A 16,624-nucleotide genomic window follows, 5' to 3' on the forward strand; every position below is an offset into this window, starting at 1 on the left:
TCCCTTTTTCGATAACCCCGCAATTCCGATCGGAGTACCCCCATGCATTTTCACGACGACGCACTATTCCCCGAAAACCAGGAAAAGCTGGTCATCACCGTCGCACCGTACGGCCCGGAATGGGAACTCGACGACTTCCGCGACGACCTGCCGCTGACCATGGACGAGCACGTCCAAGCAGCTGTCGATTGCTACGAAGCCGGCGCCACCGTGCTGCATATCCACGTGCGTGAACTCGACGGCAAGGGCTCCAAGCGCCTGTCGAAGTTCAACGAGCTGCTCGGCCGCCTGCGCGAGGCCGTGCCGGACATGATCCTGCAGGTCGGCGGCTCCATCTCGTTCTCGCCCGAAGGTGAAGGCGCCGACGCGAAATGGCTCGCCGACGACGCCCGGCACATGCTGGCCGAGCTCGATCCCAAGCCGGATCAGGTCACCATCGCGATCAATACCAGTCAGATGAACATCGTCGAACTGATGACCGAGGACGACATCGCGGGCACCTCCTTCGAGCGGCCCGAGGTGTACGAGGCGTACCGCGAGATGTACGTTCCGGCGGGCCCGACCTGGGTTGCCGAACACCTGAAGCGTCTGCAGGCCAACGGTATTCAGCCGCACTTCCAGCTGTCGAGCATCCCGCAGCTCGAGACCGTCGAGCGACTGATCCGGCGCGGCGTCTACACCGGCCCGCTCATGCTCACCTGGGTCGGCATCGGCGGCGGCTTCGACGGTCCCAACCCCTACAACATGATGGAGTTCATCCGCCGCACCCCCGACGGCGCCGTGCTCACCCTGGAGACGCTGATGCGCAGCGTGCTGCCGGTGAACACGATGGCCATCGCGATGGGTCTGCACGCGCGCTGCGGCAACGAGGACACCCTCTGGGGCCGCAAGGGCGAGAAGATGACCTCGGTCCAGCAGGTTCAGCAACTGGTCCGGATCGCGGGCGAGCTCGGTCGTGAGGTCGCCACCGGCAAGGAAGCGCGCGAGATCTACAAGCTCGACGAGCACTACGCCGACGCCGACGAGACGCTCGCCAAGCTCGGGTTCGCCCCGAACCGTCAGCCGGGCCAGGTCGGGTTCACCCACCACGCCTGATCCTCCTGGGGATCACCGTCCCCTTCTCGACAACCCGGTGGACGTCAGCGACGACGTCCACCGGTTCGCAGGAGCACCCATGGACCTCACCATCGCCGCCGCGAACACCGCGCCGGCGCCGAGCCGTTCCTCGTTCATCCGCCACAACTATCCCTGGCTGGTGTTCGCACTCGCCTTCGGCCTACTACTGGCCGACTACATGTCCCGACAAGTGCTGAGCGCGGTCTTTCCGTTCCTGAAAACCGAATGGACGCTGTCGGATTCGCAGTTGGCGTCACTGAGCAGTGTGGTCGCGCTGATGGTCGGGTTGCTCACGCTACCGCTGTCGGTGCTGGCCGACCGGTGGGGTCGGGTCAAGAGCCTGGTGCTGATGGCGGTGGTGTGGAGTGTCGCGACACTGGTATGCGCACTGGCCGACAACTACCCGCAGATGCTGGCCGCGCGCTTCTTCGTCGGCGTCGGTGAGGCCGCGTACGGCAGTGTCGGCATCGCGCTGGTGCTCAGTGTCTTCGCCGCGCACAGGCACGCCGCATTGAGTGGCGCGTTCATGGCCGGTGGTTCGTTCGGATCGGTCCTCGGTGTCGCCGCCGGTGGTGTGATCGCCGTGCATCTGGGTTGGCGGTGGTCGTTCGCGACGATGGCGGTGTTCGGACTGGTGCTGGCCGTGGTGTTCTGGGCGGTGGTCAAGGAGCACCGCAACGCCGAACACGCGGCCGAGCCGGTTCCCGAAGTCGCCTTCCGCGCCCCGATTTCGACCCTGTTCACCAATCCGGCGGTGCTGTGCGCCTATGTGGGCAGCGGGTTGCAGATGTTCACCGCCGCGGTGCTGCTGTCGTGGATGCCCAGCTTCTTCAACCGCTATTACGGGCTGGCGCCGGACCGGGCCGCGGGGCTAGCGGCCGTGATCGTGACCCTCGTCGGCACCGGCATGGTGGTGTGCGGGGTGATCACCGACCGGGTCGGTCGCGTCGAGATGGCGCGGAAGTGGACCACCGCGATCGTGTTCTGTCTGATCTCGCTCGTCACCCTCGGTATCGGCTTCAGCATGAGTACCGGTGCGCCGCAACTGGTTCTGCTCGGCATCGGCGCGTTCTTCTCCGGCGGCTCGGCCGGCCCGACCGTCGCCATGGTCGCCAATCTCACCCACCCCTCGGTCCGTGCGTCGGCATTCGGCACCCTCACCCTCGCCAACAGCTTGCTCGGGCTGGCGCTCGGTCCGTTCGTCGTCGGCGTTCTCGCCGATCACCTCGGGCTGCAGAGCGCACTGCGCGTCACGCCGGTGGTGTCGGTGCTCGCCATCGCGGCCCTGCTTCTCGGTCGCCGCGTGTACCCGATCGGCCTGCGCAAGCTCGCCACCGTCCACGCGGCAGCTCCGCACTGATCACTTCGAAAAGGACTACCGCACAGATGAATTCTCTTCCCGAACCCACTGTCGTTATCGTTCCCGGTCTGCGCGACCACGTCGCCGATCACTGGCAGACGCTGCTCGCCGACACCCTCGACAAGGTGGCCATCGTGCCGCCCCTCGAGCGGGACGGGCTGCGCCTGGCCGCGCGGGTCGCCGCACTCGACGCGGTGCTCGCCGATATCGACGGCCCTGTCGTCCTGGTCGCGCACAGCGCGGGCGTGATGATCACCGTCCACTGGGCGCAGCAGTCCGACCGGCCGGTGCGCGGCGCCTTGCTCGCGACCCCACCGGACTTCGAAACCCCACTGCCACAGGGCTATCCGAACGCCGAGGAACTCACGGCCAACGGCTGGACGCCGATCCCACGGCGGCAGTTGCCGTTCCCCAGCATCGTGGCCGCGAGCAGTACCGATCCCTTGGCCACGACTCGTCGCGTCGCGGGCATGGCCGAGGTGTGGGGGAGCAGGCTGGTCGACCTCGGCGCTGTCGGCCACCTGAATCCGGCGGCGGGCTATGGTCCGTGGCCGCGCGCTCAGGAACTGCTGGACGAGCTCCTGGAGATGACCGGGGAGCTGGCTCGATGACGACAGTGTTCGCCTCGAGATCTTCTGCAACAACTGCGCGACCGACGGCGTCGGACTGGGAATTCTGCTGGCGCAGAAGCGGATCCGTGGGGTCACCGCGTCCTACGTCGGTGAGAACGCGGAGTTCGCGCGCCAGTATCTGTCCGGTGAACTGGAAGCCGAGCCGGCACCCTCGCCGAGAAGCTGCGTGCGGGCGGGACCGGGATTCCGGCCTTCTTCACCGCCGCCGGCGTCGGGACGCCGGTGTTCGACGGGGGATTGCCGCGGCACCACTCATGCCGGGCCGATGACCTTCTTGCGCATGTGCCCATAGACCACCGAGGTGCGGACATTCGCGAGTTCGGGGCGCGTTGTCAGCTTGTCCAGGACCACGCCGTGGAGGTGGTCGGTGTCGCGGACAGCCACGTGCACGAGGAAGTCGTCGTTGCCGGTGAGGACGAACAGCGAGATCACCTCGGGCATCTGTTCCAGAAAAGCCTGGAAGCCCTCGATCACCGCGCGGGTGGGCGGGTGGACGCGCACGGCGATCACGGCCTGCAGTCCGCGGCCGATCGCCGCGAGGTCCGCCTCCGCGTGAAACCCGGTCAGGATGCCGCGTTCGCGCAGCGATCGGATCCGCTCCAGGCAGGTGGACGGGGCGATGTCGAGCGCCATGGCCATGTCCCGATTGGTGCGCCGACCATCCTGCTGGAGCATCCGCACCAACGCCGAATCTAGTTCGTCCATGCTCGCCTCGCTCTGCTGACTTCCGAATCTAGTTCGGAGTCTACGCGTGACGATTGATTTTGTTGCTAGCGTCGCGCCAGTCAGCTGATTTTCGTTCGGCTGCGATGACTCGACGGAAAGGTGCCATCCGGTGCGTGAACGAGGGCCGAGCGGATGGGCGATGGGCGCGGTGGTGGCGGCCGCGCTGTTGTGGAGCAGTTCCTACGCGGTGACCAAAGTGCTGCTGGCCGGCATCGGTCCGCTCAGTATCGGTGCGGTCAGATTCACCCTCGCGGCCGTGCTGCTCGGTGTCATGGTGCGGCTGGACCGCACCCGCGGTGATCGGCCGGACGCTCGGCAGCGGCGACAGCTCTACCTGTGTGGATTGCTCGGTATCACTGTCTATTTCGTCCTCGAGAACGTCGGCGTCGATCTGTCGACGGCGTCCGACGCCTCCCTGATCGTGGCCACGTACCCGCTGATGACGATGCTGCTCGAGCTGGCGATCCTGCGCGTCCGATTGCCGCCGCTGCGGGTGACAGGCGTGCTGGCGGCCACCGTCGGCGCCTTTCTCGTCGTCCACGACGGTGCCAGGGTCGGCGGCGACGCGCGGTGGATCGGAGACATCATCCTGCTGCTCGGCGGGTTGGCCTGGGCCGGATACAACGTGCTCGGCAAGCGGGCGAGTGCGGGACACAGTGCCCTGACCGTCACGTATTACCAGACCATGGCGGGCGCGGGCGGATTCCTGCTGATCGCCCTCCTGGAAGCCGACAGCTGGCAGATGCCGGACATGACCACCTCGTCGTTGCTCGTCTACCTCGCGGTGGCGTGCTCGGTCGGCGGGTTCCTGCTCTACAACTACGGCTTGCGAAGGATGGCGCCGAGCGCCGCCGTGAACATCCTCAACCTGGTCCCGGTCTTCGGCGTACTCGCAGCCGTGATCATCAACGGCGAACCGTTCCGGCCTGCCCAGGCTGTCGGTGGCGTCGTGATCGTCGCCGGGGTCGCGCTGGGGTTGGTCGAGCGAGGATCACCGTCGCCGGCGGCGATACCGGACGAGCTCACCGTGAGTCGGTGACGCGGGCAGTTGCGGCCAGGCTCGCCCCGCCTCGCCGGTTTGTGCTTGGGACACACCGCTCGTCGTTTCGGACGCCTCAGCGACGAAGCCTTCGGGCTAGCGAAGGTGTTAGCGGCGCGTGCCGAAGCTGATCCTTCGGATGTCGACGGTCGGGCCCTGGACGGGTACGACGATGTCTGCAGCTCCTTGAATCTGTGGTGAGGAGTCATCTGTGAAATCCGAGGCGGCTGCCCCTGACTTCGATGACATCACACGCGACACCGGGGTGGACCTGCTCACCGGTCAAGTGCGACTGGGCACGTCATTCGTGGCGGCGATTGTGACGTGGAGGCCCTGGACAGCTTTGTCGTACTGATTGCGGTCGAACAGGAAGGGGCCGAATGCGGTGTAGTCACGTGTGGTGCGGTAGGGCTGTTCGAAGCAGTCCCACACGACAAGGTCGCCGGTCATGCTTATGCGTGTCAGCAGCGGCCAGCAGCCCAATTCCCTGCAACTGCAGGCAAGTACGGGAGTCTTCCGTCTCATGAGGGAAGAGGACCCGTAGAAATGGTCCATCGCCGACTCGAACCGGAAGAACAGGGGAACGAGACCACCGTACGCGTCACCTGCAGGCTCCATGCCAGCGCAGATTTCGACGGTGTCGATGAGATCGGTCAGAGGAATGGTATCGATGCGGGGCATGATCCGGTGGACGTCGGTACGTCCGGGCGGTCCCGGCCGATAGTCGAACCCGATCTCGCTGATGGCTGTCAAACGCTTGCGCTGCAAGCGCTTCCGATCTCGGGTGATCGACCCAACACCCGCACGACGGCGGGCGTCGGGGGTCTGGGCCCTGCGGGGGATCACCGACTGAGGCGCACGACGCCCTTCCCAGTTGAAAGAATCACGGCGTCAATGTATCCAGCGCTCGCTCATCCCGCAACGGTGGAGGCCCTCTGCGGCGCCGACCGGTTCGAAACGCGCGGGTCGCGGCATGGTCAGGCGGTGATTCCCGCTAGGCCGGACGCTTGGGCGGCGGTACGCGGTCAGTCGGACCGAGAGTGTCCAGTCGTACGTCGAAGACGAACGGCACATCGTCGGGGCCAGCGGATTTGGCATGAGAGCGTTCGCGTTGTCCAGGTGCCCGCATGTCCCCGAGCCGGCCGACCATGAAGAGACGCGTCTTACTCAGCCGGCAGCGGTTCGCCGAAGACCCACGGCATCAGCACTACAAGCCAGCCGTCGGGATCCGCGAACAACACTGCGCCGCTCCGCGCCCAATACGGGTTAGCGGGCGCGACCGGCCGGTGACCACGCCCGGTGAGCCGATCCGCCATGCCCCGAAGAGCCTGTTCCCCTCGCAAATACAGCACAAGCTGATTTTCCGGATGAGGTGGAGGTATCGCCGGTGGCGAACCGTGCTGCGTGATCTCCAGCTGCACTCCAGCCCCAGGCAGCCCGAAAACGGCCCCGTCGTATCCATCGTGATCACGCCACTGCGCCAGCACCGCCAATCCGAGATCATCTCGATAGAACGCGACCACCTCGTCAAACCGTGCCGTGGGTCGCGCGAACCGTACCGCCCCTACGCTCAAGTGCTCTGGCCACACATCCAGCGCAACACTGAAATTCGACCGATCCATCCTGGCAGGCAGTGGGATCGTTGACAGCCTGCCAGCGCACGGAACTCGGCAGACACGTCCGCCGTCACTTCTCCCACACGGGGACCGGCGCCAGGCCGAGTCTGGCGCGGGCTCGATCGGTCAGTTCTTGAATCAGTTCTGTTTTCGCGCGGGCGTAGTCCCTCGCTGGCGTGCCTGCATCCACGATCTGCCGCTTCAACTGGGCGTACCGCTCGGCCTCGTGAGGATGGGCACGCAGGTAATCGCGCAACAGACGCTGATTTCTATGAGGCCAGCTCGCCAGGTCGACAACATGCAGGATATGGGTCCTGATGTTGTCACGTATCCGGACATAGATGAGCCGGTCACTTATCCCGTTGAGGTGACGCCGATAGCCCAGTAACGATAGTTGCCCTTCCCGTCGTTCAACTTCGGCCAGCTCAACCGCGGCCGCCATCAGATCTATAACAGGCTTCGCTGCTAGGCCAGAGGCTGCCGTTGAACCGATGTGCTCGACCTCCGCCAACAGATTCGGCCACAGTGTGCGCAGCTCTGAAATCGCGTCCGCTGCCATCCGAGGCCAGGCGGGGTCGTAGTCGACGATGCGAAGATGATCTCCTGACACGTTCCAATCATGCTCGGCCAGGTCATCGTTCGACACCCGTTTCGTGGTTCCCTGGTTTCCGCGCATCTGCGCAACGCGACCCACGCCGGGTTCCGACCCGGGGTCCTGGAGACCTTCCTGCAACCCTGGCTCGGTCCGTCGGGGCAGGCCGCCTACTACCGCCAATACCGCCAGCTGGCCCAGGCCGACACCGAACCGTTCGAGGCGCTGCTCTCAAAAATCGACATCCCGGTCCGACTGCTGTGGGGCAGGCAAGACAGGATTCTGCCTCCGCAGTACGGCCACTGGCTGCACCAGCGCCCCGCAGGCACCGTTGTATTGGATCGAGGATGGTGGACACCTGCTACAAGAAGATGCTCCTGCCCGTCTGCTCGCCCACTTGCTCACCTGATCTGTGCCCTCGGTCTGCGTCCACGTGCTGACCATTGCCGTGCACGGTCGGCAGGGTCACCGACCACGTTGCGCAGTTGCTCGCCGAGTACACGAGGGAGCGCGCTAACACCCCGGCAGGCGATGCAGCAGAGGGCGTCCACCTTTCGCCGCTCACGTATCCGGGTTCGACCACTTTCTGTTCCGGCACCACCCTATCCACGGTGCACCGCACTCCTGTCGCCCAAGATCGGTCCGACCGATCGGCGTCCGATTGCCATTGGTCCGGACTGATCGCTCATCGGCAGATGCGGACGTTCGTGGCCGCGCGCTCAGCGGCATATCGACTACATGCGAGAGGTCAGGAATTCTCGGACCTGCGCGCGGTTGTCGTCCATTTCTCCACGGTGAACGTGTTCCGGCGGTCGATGGGGGTACTGCGCTTACCTGGAAGAGCTGTCACTGTCGCGACCGCCGAGAACGGCGTGTACTGAGAAATAGCCGCCAGTCGAGAACCGAATCAGACAGGAGATGCTCATGCGAGCGACCTATATGTACGGCCCCGGCGATGTCCGGATCATCGAGGTGGCCGACCCGGTCATCGTCGACCCGACCGACGCGGTGGTCCGCATCGTCAGCAGCTGCATCTGTGGTTCGGACCTGCATCCGTACCACTCGATGGCGCCGTCGGCGCAGGGCAGCCCGATGGGGCACGAATGTGTCGGCGTCGTCGAGGACGTCGGGCGTGAGGTGACCACGGTGAAGAAGGGCGATCTGGTGATCACGCCGTTCGCGTGGTCGGACGGGACCTGCGAGTTCTGTCGTGAGGGACTGCAGACGTCGTGCAGGCACGGTGGTTTCTGGGGTGGCGGGAAGGTGGGTGGGTTGCAGGCCGAAGCGGTGCGGGTGCCGCTCGCCGACGGCACGCTCGTGGCGGTGCCGGTGGCGGAGGACTCGCCGCTGATCCCGTCGTTGCTGACGCTGTCCGATGTGTACGGCACGGGGTATCACGCGGCTGTCAAGGCGCGCGTCACGCCGGAAACCACCGTCACGGTGGTCGGTGACGGTGCGGTCGGGCTCATGGCGGTGTTGTCGGCCCGTCAGCTCGGGGCCGAGCAGATCATCCTGATGGGCCGGCACAAGCAGCGCACCGATCTGGGGCGTGAGTTCGGTGCGAGCGAGGTCGTGGCCGCACGCGGCGACGAGGGCATCGCGGCGGTGCGCGAACTCACCGGTGGCGACGGCACGCACGTCGTCATCGAAGCCGTCGGCCACATGCCCGCCTATCAGCAGGCCATCGGTGTGGTCCGGCCGGGCGGCGTGATCAGCCGCGTCGGGGTGCCCCAATATGCCGACGCCCCAGTGGGTTTCGGCACCCTGTTCGGTCCGAACATCACTCTCACCGGCGGCCCCGCTCCGGCCCGTGCCTACATCGACACGCTGCTGCCGGGTGTCCTCGACGGCACCGTCGATCCGGGCAAGGTCTTCGACCGCGAGATCGGGCTCGACGACGTTCCCGAGGGCTACCGCGCGATGGACAACCGCGAAGCCCTCAAAGTCCTGGTCCGGCTCTGACACCGAAAGGAGCGCGACGATGTGCCTCGAGGACTACCGCCGCGCCCAGCCCGGAAGCTGACACTCAGCGGAGCATCTCGGTGCTGACCACCGAGAGCAACCGCAGTTTCTCGTAGCTCTCGGTGCCGGGCGTCGCGGTGTAGACCAGCAACAGGTGGGACTGCTCGGGGTCGAGAAGGGTTTGGCAGTGCAGGTCCATGGTGCCGACCTCGGGGTGCCGGAACCGCTTCACCTCCCGGGGGCGCACGCCGATCTCGTGGATGTGCCACAGGGTGGTGAACTCCGCGGATTCGGCGAGCAGGCGGGTCGCGTAGTGGGCGGCGCGGGAATCGGGGCCGCGCCGGGTGGCGACCTCGCGGAGTCCGGAGACGAACATCCGGGACAGGAACGGGCGGTCCTCTGGTGCGTAGCGGTCGCGTTCGGTGCGGTCGGTGAACCAGCGGTAGCCGATGCTGCGGGCGGGTCCGGTGTAGTGGGTGGTGTCGCCGGTCAGCGCCGTACCGAGCGGTGTCTGGCGCAGTGTCTCGCCGAGCTCGGTGACGATCTCGGCGGGCGTGTCCTGGAGGCGGTCGAGGATCCGCAGCAGACCGGGGCTGATGTGTTCGCTGATCGTGCCACGGGCGGGCGGCGTGTGGCCCGCGAGCCGGAACAGGTGGTCGCGTTCGTCGAGGGACAGGTGCAGGCCCTGGGCGATGGACGCCGTCATCTGTTCCGACGGGTGCGGACCGCGCTCCTGCTCCAGTCGCGCGTAGTAGTCGGTCGACATGTGGCACAGGACGGCGACCTCCTCCCGTCGCAGCCCGCTCGTCCGGCGTCTGTGCCCGCGTGGGAGTCCGACGTCCTCGGGTTGCAACGACTCCCGGCGTCGTCTGAGGAACTCCGCCAGCTCGGCTCGATCGATCACCAGCATCTCCTTCCAGCGTCGAGTTCGGTTCTACCGTCGCGGCCTGCGGGTATCCACTGATCGACAGTCCCTGGATGTCGCCGTGCGACCCGACGATCGTGGACAGCAGTCACCAGCCCAACACCCCGAGGAGCGATATGCCACGCCGACAAGCCGACATCACTGTTCCCGACCTCACCGGTCAGCGCGCCGTGGTCACCGGAGCCAGCGATGGCATGGGGGTCGGGATCGCGGCGCGCCTGGCGGCCGCCGGGGCGGAAGTCGTTCTCCCGGTTCGCAATCAGCGCAAAGGCGAGGCGGCGCTCACCACCGTCCGGGCGGTGACCCCCGACGCGGACGTGTCGCTTCGCGAACTCGATCTGTCCTCGCTGGCCTCGGTCGCCGCGCTCGGCAAGACCCTGCGAGCCGAGGATCGCCCGATCCATCTGCTGATCAACAACGCGGGTGTGATGACCCCACCGGATCGGCAGGTCACCGTCGACGGTGCCGAATTGCAGTTCGGCACCAACCATCTCGGGCACTTCGCGCTCGTCGGACACCTCATGCCCCTGCTCCGTGCCGGGGGCGCGCGAGTCACCTCGCAGGTCAGCGTCGCGGCCAACCAGAACAAGATCAATTGGGACGACCTGAACTGGGAGCGCTCCTATGACGGCAGAGCTGCCTATAGTCAGTCCAAGATCGCCCTCGGTCTTTTCGGGCTCGAACTCGGCAGGCGCAGCCGGGCGAACGGTTGGGGTATCACCAGCAATCTCGCCCACCCCGGCGTCGCACCGACGAATCTCCTCGCCGCCCGGCCCGAGGTCGGGCGCACCACCGACACCACCTCGGTGAAACTCATCCGGTGGCTTTCGGCCCGCGGCATCCTGCTCGGCACCGTCGAGTCCGCGAAACTCCCCGCCCTCTACGCCGCCACCTCGCCCGACGCCGAGACCGAACGCTTCTACGGACCCAGCGGACCGGGGCATCTCGGCGGACCACCGGCGGAGCAGAAACTCTACGGTCGGCTGCGCAGTCACGAAGATGCCCAGCGCATCTGGCAGATCTCCGAAGACCTCACCGGTATCCGAATCCCGGAATGACCCTGGCCCACAGGCAGGTGCTAGTCCTTCGCGAAGACGAAATTGCGCAGCGCCAGGAAACGTAGCCCGCCGACCACGGCCATGATCGCGATCACGGCGCCCGCCTGCGCGGCTTCGCCGAGCTCCGGTGCCAGCGCGTCGAGTCCGGCCAGCGCCGCCGTGCTGATCGCGAGCCCGAGTAGGGCCAGCCCACCGCCCTCCCACTGCGCGGTGAATCCGCCGACCCTGCTGCCCGCCCGGAAGGTGAGTTGCCGGTGCAATTCGTTCGCGATCACCGTGCTCACCAGCGACCCGGCGACATTGGCGACCAGGGGGCCGCTGCCGTGCATGGTCATGAACAGCAGCACGTACGCGACATTGCTGGCGCCGCCGACCAGGGCGAATCGGATCAGCTGGGCGAAGGTGTGGTCGCCGCGCAGGTAGCGCAGCACCAGGGCGAGGTCGATGCGCAGTGCGGGATCGGCGAAGACGCTGGTGGGGAGCATTCCCGGGTGGGTGACCTGCGGAGTCGTCATGTTCGTTCCGATCAAGCGTGCGGATTCGGCCGGGTGGATCCGGCGACGCTTGTGACTATACGTAGATGTATACGTATAAACAAGTTCTGGCGTGCGCGCCGCAGTCGGCGGACACTGGAGGGATGGTGGACAGGGAGCAACGCACGCCCTTTTACGGGGTGGTGCTGATTCTCGCAGCGTTGGGCGCATCCATGGCGGTCAGTTACTACGGGCCGACATGGGTTCGCGTCACCGTCTACATCCTCACGGCGATGGTCGTCTTGGTCGGCGGTGTCATGACGTTCCGGGACTACTCGCACTGACGCTGCGAACGCACTGCGCCCCGGCGGGTGGGGCGAGGTTGAGTGGCGCACCACCGAGGATGGGTGGGCCGCGCGAACCGGCCTTGCCGGTGGTGCGAAGCGCCCGCATCGCGACACGCGCGATGCGGGCTCACCGCTGATGGTCAGGGAACGAGCACGACCGTCTTGCCGGTCAGCCGTCCGGCGCCGGAGTCGGCATGTACCTCGGCCAGTTCGGCGACCGGACGGCGCGCGGCGACGTGCAGTCTGAGCGTGCCCGCATCCACCTTGGTGACGAGTTCGGCCAGCTGAGTCGCGTCGCTGCGGACCCACAGGCTCGCGCTGCGTACGCCTCGGGTGGGATCTTCGGGAATCGGACCGGCGGTGCTGGCCGCCACCCCGCCGTCGGCGATGTAGTTCGTCAGCTGCGCGAGCTCGGCGGGGGAGACTCGCACATGGTTCACCACGACGTCGAACGGGCCGCCGATGACGGCTGGTCCGGCCGCGAGATCGAGGGGGGCGAGGGCCTGGTGGGCGCCGTAGCCGCGAAGCCGGTCGGCGTTCGCGGGCGCGTCCACCGCGGTCACCCGCGCGCCCGCGTCGACGGCTAGCTGCACGACGAGGCTGCCCACCGCGCCTCCTGCCCCGTTGACCAGCACGGTCTGACCCGGTTTCAGTTCGGCGAGTTCGAACACCGTCTGCCACGCGGCCAGGCCGGTCAGTGGCAGCGCGGCGGCGTCGACCAGGTCGATCGTTCGCGGCGCCGGGGTCAGGGACTCGGCCGGGACCAGGACGTATTCGGCGGCGCCACCCGCGGATTCCAGCGGCAACATCGCGACGACCAGGTCACCGACCTCGACGCCGGTCACCTCCGCGCCGAGTTCGGCGACCGTGCCCGCGAGGTCGATGCCCGGTACGTACGGCAGCTCGATCGGGATCATCTCGGCCAGGAAGCCGGCGCGGATGTGGTCGTCGACCGGGTTGAACGACGTGGCCGCCACCCGCACCAGCACCTGCCCGGAGCCGGGGACCGGACGGTCCACGTCCTCGAGGCGCAGAACTTCGCTACTACCGAACTCGTGGAAACGCACTGCTTTCATGACACTGCCTCTTCTGTGGGTTGTTCAGGAAATCTGTACGGAGCGGATGGAGTTGCCCATGACCATGCGGTCGATGGCGCTCACCGCACTGGTCGGATCGTCGGCGGCGCCGACGGTGAGCAACAGCGGCACGAAGTGCTCGGCCGTCGGATGGGCGACCGCGGCGCCGGGTGCCTTGTTCCGGTAGTCGGCGAGTGCGTCGGCATCGCCGCGGGTGAGCGCATCGTCGGCCCATTCGTCGAATGCCGTTGTCTGCGCGGCGAGTTCGGGACGGCCGAAGACGGCGAAGCTGTGCGTCATGAAGCCGGAGCCGAGCACGAGGATGCCTTCGTCGCGCAGCGGCCGCAGGCGTGCGCCGAGCTCTAGGAGGGCGCCGGGATCGAGGCCGGGCATCGACAGCTGCACGACCGGGACGTCCGCCGCTGGGTACATGGCCATGAGTGGGATGAAGGCGCCGTGGTCGAGACCGCGGCCGGTGAACTCGTGCACCGGCGTCCGGCCGAACAGGCCGGTGAGTCGCCGGGCCAGGTCGGTGGCGTCCGGGGTCGCGTAGGGAAGGGTCTTGTAGCGGGGGTGGAAGCCGCTGAAGTCGTAGTACAGCGGGGTGCCTGCCACGGCTCCGGTGATGGTGACCGGCGCGGCTTCCCAATGCGCCGAGACGACGACGATGGCACGAGGTTTGGGCATCGACTGGCTCCAGTCGAAGAGATCGCCGACCCACTGCGGATCGTCGAGGGTGAACGGGGCGCCGTGACTGACGAAGAGGCTGGGTAGGGCGCCGTTGGACGGGCTCCACCGGCGTTGTTCGCGCGCCTGGGGCATGGCCCTTGCGAGCAGGTCGTCGTAGGCCGCGGCTGGTGTCGGGTTCATCGCCAATCCTCTCCATTGCTTGCCTGGGAAAGTAATTTAACTTTCCTGGGCAAGTGAAGACTAGCTTGAGGTGAGTTGCCTAGGCAAGTGAATTCAGTTGCTCAGGCAAGTTGGATGGGTTGTCTTGGCAAGTATGATCAGCTGATGGACACCCAGTCACCCTGGTTAGACGCCGATCAGCAGGACCTGTGGCAAGCGCTGCTCACGGTCGTCACCGCCCTGCCCGCGGCACTCGATCGTCAGCTGCAGCGCGACGCGGGCATCTCCAACTTCGAGTACGGAGTGCTGGCCCGGCTGTCCATGGCCGACGAGGTGACACTTCGGCTCAGTGATCTGGCCAGGGAATGCGACGCCACCCTGCCGCGGCTGTCGAAGGTGATGGACCGCTTCGAAACTCGCGATTGGGTCGCCCGCCGCGCCGACCCCACCGATGGTCGCTACACCCTCGCCACGCTGACCGATACCGGCAGGCGCCAGCTCACCGAGAGCGCACCCGCGCACGTCGCGCAGGTGAAGCGCCTCGTGTTCGACCCGCTCACCGCCGCTCAGCAACGCCATCTCGGCAATGCGCTCACCCGCGTCGCCGCCACCGTGCGCCGAGACCTCGAGGGGTAGCGCGCTCAGGCGGTCGGTTCGCTGTGGTGATCGGCTGCGGTGATGAGCTCGTCGAGCCGGCCCAAGGCTTTCCTCATGGCGGCGATGTGGGTGGCGAGGCGGTCGCGCTCGGCCAGCAGTTCGTCGCGTTGGGTCACGGTGGTGTGGCCGGCGTCCAGGCAGGGCAGCAGGCTGGTGATGGTGCGGCTGCCCAGCCCCGCCGCGTAGAACTGCTGGAAGAAGCGGACCCGCTCGATCGCTTCCTCGGTGTAGACGCGCTGGCCGGACGGGGTGCGCTCGGGGACGAGGGGCTCCTGCTCTTCGTAATACCGCAGGGCGCGCACGCTGGCCTTGCTCTATCCGCAGGTCGTGGCCCAGCGATAGGCTTCCAGACCAATGAATTCCGGCCGCGGAAGTCGTCTCGTCCTATGACGCAACCGCAGAGGAGTCGCCATGCCGTCACATCGATCGCCCGAGCGCTTGGTCACCGTCGGTGATGTCGACCTGTGCGTGACCACGTTCGGCGACCAGCGACGGTCGCCGGTGCTGTTGCCGTGCACGTCGCGGCTGTGCTGGGAAGACCGGTTCTGCGAACGGCTCGCCGGCGCGGGCCGGTTCGTCCTTCGCTACGACATCCGCGATACCGGCCGGTCGACCGCCTACCCGGTCGGCTCGCCCGGTTACACCCTGCGCGACCTGGTCTCGGACCTCGTCGGACTGCTGGACGTCTTCGAACTTCCGCGCGCCCACCTGGTCGGCTTCTCGGTGGCGGGCTGGATCTGCCAGCTCGCCGCCCTCGACCACCCCGACCGCGTGTCGGCTCTGACCCTGATCAACACACGCCCCACCGCACCCGGCCCGGCGGACCCGGACCTACCCGAGCATTCGGACAGGGTCATGAAGTTCTTCACCGAGACATCCCCGCCGGACTGGTCCGACCGGTCCGCGGTGATCGACTACGGCGTCGAACAGGCCCGGGTCCGCGCCGGCGCACACGGATTCGACGAACAGCGGGCGCGGCAGCAGGCGGTCCGGATGGTCGACCGCACCACCGATATGGCCTCCAGCGTGCGCAATCTGGCTTTCGTCGAGGCGGGCGAACGCTGGCGCGAGCGGCTACGCGATCTCACCATCCCGGCCCTCGTCGTCCACGGCACCGACGACCCGTTCTTTCCCTACGGCAACGGGCAGGCCATGGCCCGGGAGATCCCCGGCGCCCAGTTGCTCCCGCTGGACGGCATCGGCCACGAACTCCCGGCCACCACCTGGGATCGTCTGCTCGCCGCCATGCTGGTGCTGCGGCCGCATCGGTGATCGAGAACCGATCGCCGTTGTGACCACCGCGGACGCGACAGGTGTCGTGGTCCAGTATTACGAACTGTTTACGACGACTGTTACACCACTGCAAAGAGCCGGAAATGTTCCCGTAGTGCGACTTTCATCGGTGAGCTTTCGCGTGGTCCTCATCGCGCCACGGTTCGAGGACAAGCTCGGTCGAGCCCTCGGCGCGCCCTTGCGCGGCGTCGGGGGATGACTGCTCGAACCTGATGAGGGGAAGTATGAATATCAACCGAATCCGTGGTGGCGCGAGTGCACTCGGCACCGGCCTGGCTGTGCTCGCACTGGGTGCGCTGGTGGCCGGTACCGCCGGTGCCGACGCCTTCGTCCCACTGCCCGACGGTGAGCGGGTCGGCCACGGTGTCACGGTGAAGCGCACCGGTGAGCACGCCGTGGTTTCCCCGTCGATGGCCGCCAATGGCGCGGGCCGGGTCGCGTGGGTCTCGGCCAACGTGACCGCCGACGTGACGATCACCCCCGAGGGCGAGGCGGGCCCGAACAACGGTCCTTCCGGCGCCGACGGCACCAACAACTCCTCCACGCACGGTGCCTCCCAGCTCAACACCGGCTACATCATCGGCTGCCAGGTCTCGATCGGCGACGACGCGATCGCCGCGGGCCTCTCCGGCGGCATCGACCTGTCCGGCTTCAGCGTCGGCGGTTCGGCCGGCATCGAGCTGGGCCCGGGCGAGGTGAAGTTCGTCCAGCTCGAGAAGAAGGACATCGAGAAGGCGGGCGTCTACTCGATCGAGTACCAGGACGTCGAGATCGAGGTGCAGGGCTGTGCCGGTTACGCGCAGGCCCGCGCCTACACCGTGGTCGAGATCATCGGCGACCACTACTCCAAGACCACCCTCTACGGTGCGCCGTTCAGCATCGGCTGACCTGCCCGAACCAGAC

Annotated in this window: 19 protein-coding genes and 1 pseudogene; 11 read left to right on the forward strand and 9 right to left on the reverse strand. The window is 66.9% G+C overall.

Annotated elements, in window-relative coordinates:
- The first annotated feature begins 42 nt into the window (after positions 1–42).
- The 4 genes and pseudogenes from ACQHI0_RS00335 to ACQHI0_RS00350 form a co-directional block, all read left to right on the forward strand.
- Positions 43–1,095 carry a 3-keto-5-aminohexanoate cleavage protein gene (locus tag ACQHI0_RS00335; protein ID WP_427905928.1) on the forward strand — a complete coding sequence of 351 codons (1,053 nt, stop codon included), beginning with the start codon at positions 43–45 and terminating at the stop codon, positions 1,093–1,095.
- A 79-nt stretch (positions 1,096–1,174) separates the two neighbouring features.
- A complete protein-coding gene (locus tag ACQHI0_RS00340) occupies positions 1,175–2,476 on the forward strand; it encodes an MFS transporter (RefSeq protein ID WP_427905929.1) in 1,302 nt (433 codons plus the stop codon).
- Positions 2,477–2,502: 26 nt separating this feature from the next.
- A complete protein-coding gene (locus ACQHI0_RS00345) occupies positions 2,503–3,087 on the forward strand; it encodes an RBBP9/YdeN family alpha/beta hydrolase (RefSeq protein ID WP_427905930.1) in 585 nt (194 codons plus the stop codon).
- 1 nt (position 3,088) lies between these two features.
- Positions 3,089–3,456: pseudogene (locus ACQHI0_RS00350) on the forward strand (CoA-transferase); the annotation flags it as partial.
- On the opposite strand, the gene ACQHI0_RS00355 reads toward ACQHI0_RS00350, so the two are convergent.
- Positions 3,361–3,813 carry an Lrp/AsnC family transcriptional regulator gene (locus ACQHI0_RS00355; RefSeq protein ID WP_427905931.1) on the reverse strand — a complete coding sequence of 151 codons (453 nt, stop codon included), beginning with the start codon at positions 3,811–3,813 and terminating at the stop codon, positions 3,361–3,363. The pseudogene ACQHI0_RS00350 and the gene ACQHI0_RS00355 sit on opposite strands and share 96 nt — an antisense overlap.
- 130 nt (positions 3,814–3,943) lie before the next feature.
- Here ACQHI0_RS00355 and ACQHI0_RS00360 point away from each other — a divergent pair, with 130 nt between their 5' ends.
- Positions 3,944–4,873: a DMT family transporter gene (locus ACQHI0_RS00360; RefSeq protein WP_427905932.1), complete on the forward strand. Its 930-nt coding sequence runs from the start codon at positions 3,944–3,946 to the stop codon at positions 4,871–4,873.
- 282 nt (positions 4,874–5,155) lie between these two features.
- Here the strand turns inward: ACQHI0_RS00360 and ACQHI0_RS00365 are convergent, their stop codons facing one another.
- The 3 genes from ACQHI0_RS00365 to ACQHI0_RS00375 form a co-directional block, all read right to left on the reverse strand.
- A complete protein-coding gene (locus tag ACQHI0_RS00365; RefSeq protein WP_427905933.1) occupies positions 5,156–5,641 on the reverse strand; it encodes a hypothetical protein in 486 nt (161 codons plus the stop codon).
- A 395-nt stretch (positions 5,642–6,036) separates the two neighbouring features.
- The gene (locus tag ACQHI0_RS00370) at positions 6,037–6,495 is read right to left on the reverse strand and encodes a VOC family protein (protein WP_427905934.1); all 459 of its coding nucleotides are present in this window, start codon (positions 6,493–6,495) and stop codon (positions 6,037–6,039) included.
- A gap of 64 nt (positions 6,496–6,559) precedes the next feature.
- A complete protein-coding gene (locus ACQHI0_RS00375; RefSeq protein WP_427905935.1) occupies positions 6,560–7,135 on the reverse strand; it encodes a GrpB family protein in 576 nt (191 codons plus the stop codon).
- Positions 7,136–8,005: 870 nt separating this feature from the next.
- Between ACQHI0_RS00375 and ACQHI0_RS00380 the strand changes: the two genes are divergently transcribed.
- Positions 8,006–9,043, forward strand: a complete 1,038-nt coding sequence (locus ACQHI0_RS00380) for a zinc-binding dehydrogenase (RefSeq protein WP_427905936.1) — start codon at positions 8,006–8,008, stop codon at positions 9,041–9,043.
- A gap of 64 nt (positions 9,044–9,107) precedes the next feature.
- Here ACQHI0_RS00380 and ACQHI0_RS00385 read toward each other — a convergent pair whose 3' ends face one another.
- Positions 9,108–9,947, reverse strand: coding sequence for a helix-turn-helix transcriptional regulator (locus ACQHI0_RS00385; protein WP_427905937.1), 840 nt, complete (start codon positions 9,945–9,947; stop codon positions 9,108–9,110).
- Positions 9,948–10,084: 137 nt separating this feature from the next.
- Between ACQHI0_RS00385 and ACQHI0_RS00390 the strand changes: the two genes are divergently transcribed.
- Positions 10,085–11,026 (forward strand): SDR family oxidoreductase, encoded by a 942-nt coding sequence (locus tag ACQHI0_RS00390; protein WP_427905938.1) that lies wholly within the window; start codon positions 10,085–10,087, stop codon positions 11,024–11,026.
- Positions 11,027–11,046: 20 nt separating this feature from the next.
- Here ACQHI0_RS00390 and ACQHI0_RS00395 read toward each other — a convergent pair whose 3' ends face one another.
- Positions 11,047–11,541, reverse strand: coding sequence for a GtrA family protein (locus ACQHI0_RS00395; RefSeq protein WP_427905939.1), 495 nt, complete (start codon positions 11,539–11,541; stop codon positions 11,047–11,049).
- Positions 11,542–11,663: 122 nt separating this feature from the next.
- Between ACQHI0_RS00395 and ACQHI0_RS00400 the strand changes: the two genes are divergently transcribed.
- A complete protein-coding gene (locus ACQHI0_RS00400; RefSeq protein ID WP_266298104.1) occupies positions 11,664–11,843 on the forward strand; it encodes a hypothetical protein in 180 nt (59 codons plus the stop codon).
- A gap of 143 nt (positions 11,844–11,986) precedes the next feature.
- Here the strand turns inward: ACQHI0_RS00400 and ACQHI0_RS00405 are convergent, their stop codons facing one another.
- On the reverse strand, positions 11,987–12,922 hold the full coding sequence (locus ACQHI0_RS00405) for an NADP-dependent oxidoreductase (protein ID WP_427905940.1): 936 nt from the start codon (positions 12,920–12,922) through the stop codon (positions 11,987–11,989).
- A 24-nt stretch (positions 12,923–12,946) separates the two neighbouring features.
- Entirely contained in the window at positions 12,947–13,792 is an 846-nt protein-coding gene (locus ACQHI0_RS00410) for a dioxygenase family protein (protein WP_427905941.1), read from the reverse strand.
- A 144-nt stretch (positions 13,793–13,936) separates the two neighbouring features.
- On the opposite strand from ACQHI0_RS00410, the gene ACQHI0_RS00415 reads away from it, so the two are divergent.
- The gene (locus ACQHI0_RS00415) at positions 13,937–14,407 is read left to right on the forward strand and encodes a MarR family winged helix-turn-helix transcriptional regulator (RefSeq protein ID WP_427905942.1); all 471 of its coding nucleotides are present in this window, start codon (positions 13,937–13,939) and stop codon (positions 14,405–14,407) included.
- A gap of 5 nt (positions 14,408–14,412) precedes the next feature.
- Here the strand turns inward: ACQHI0_RS00415 and ACQHI0_RS00420 are convergent, their stop codons facing one another.
- Complete coding sequence (locus ACQHI0_RS00420) at positions 14,413–14,730, reverse strand: MerR family transcriptional regulator (protein WP_427905943.1); 318 nt, start codon at positions 14,728–14,730, stop codon at positions 14,413–14,415.
- A gap of 109 nt (positions 14,731–14,839) precedes the next feature.
- On the opposite strand from ACQHI0_RS00420, the gene ACQHI0_RS00425 reads away from it, so the two are divergent.
- Together ACQHI0_RS00425 and ACQHI0_RS00430 are read left to right on the forward strand one after the other, a co-directional pair.
- Positions 14,840–15,700 (forward strand): alpha/beta fold hydrolase, encoded by an 861-nt coding sequence (locus ACQHI0_RS00425; protein ID WP_427905944.1) that lies wholly within the window; start codon positions 14,840–14,842, stop codon positions 15,698–15,700.
- A gap of 245 nt (positions 15,701–15,945) precedes the next feature.
- The gene (locus ACQHI0_RS00430) at positions 15,946–16,608 is read left to right on the forward strand and encodes an MspA family porin (RefSeq protein ID WP_427905945.1); all 663 of its coding nucleotides are present in this window, start codon (positions 15,946–15,948) and stop codon (positions 16,606–16,608) included.
- Positions 16,609–16,624: the final 16 nt, after the last annotated feature.

The sequence above is a fragment of the Nocardia sp. FBN12 genome (assembly GCF_050320175.1).
In the GTDB taxonomy this organism is placed as follows: domain Bacteria; phylum Actinomycetota; class Actinomycetes; order Mycobacteriales; family Mycobacteriaceae; genus Nocardia.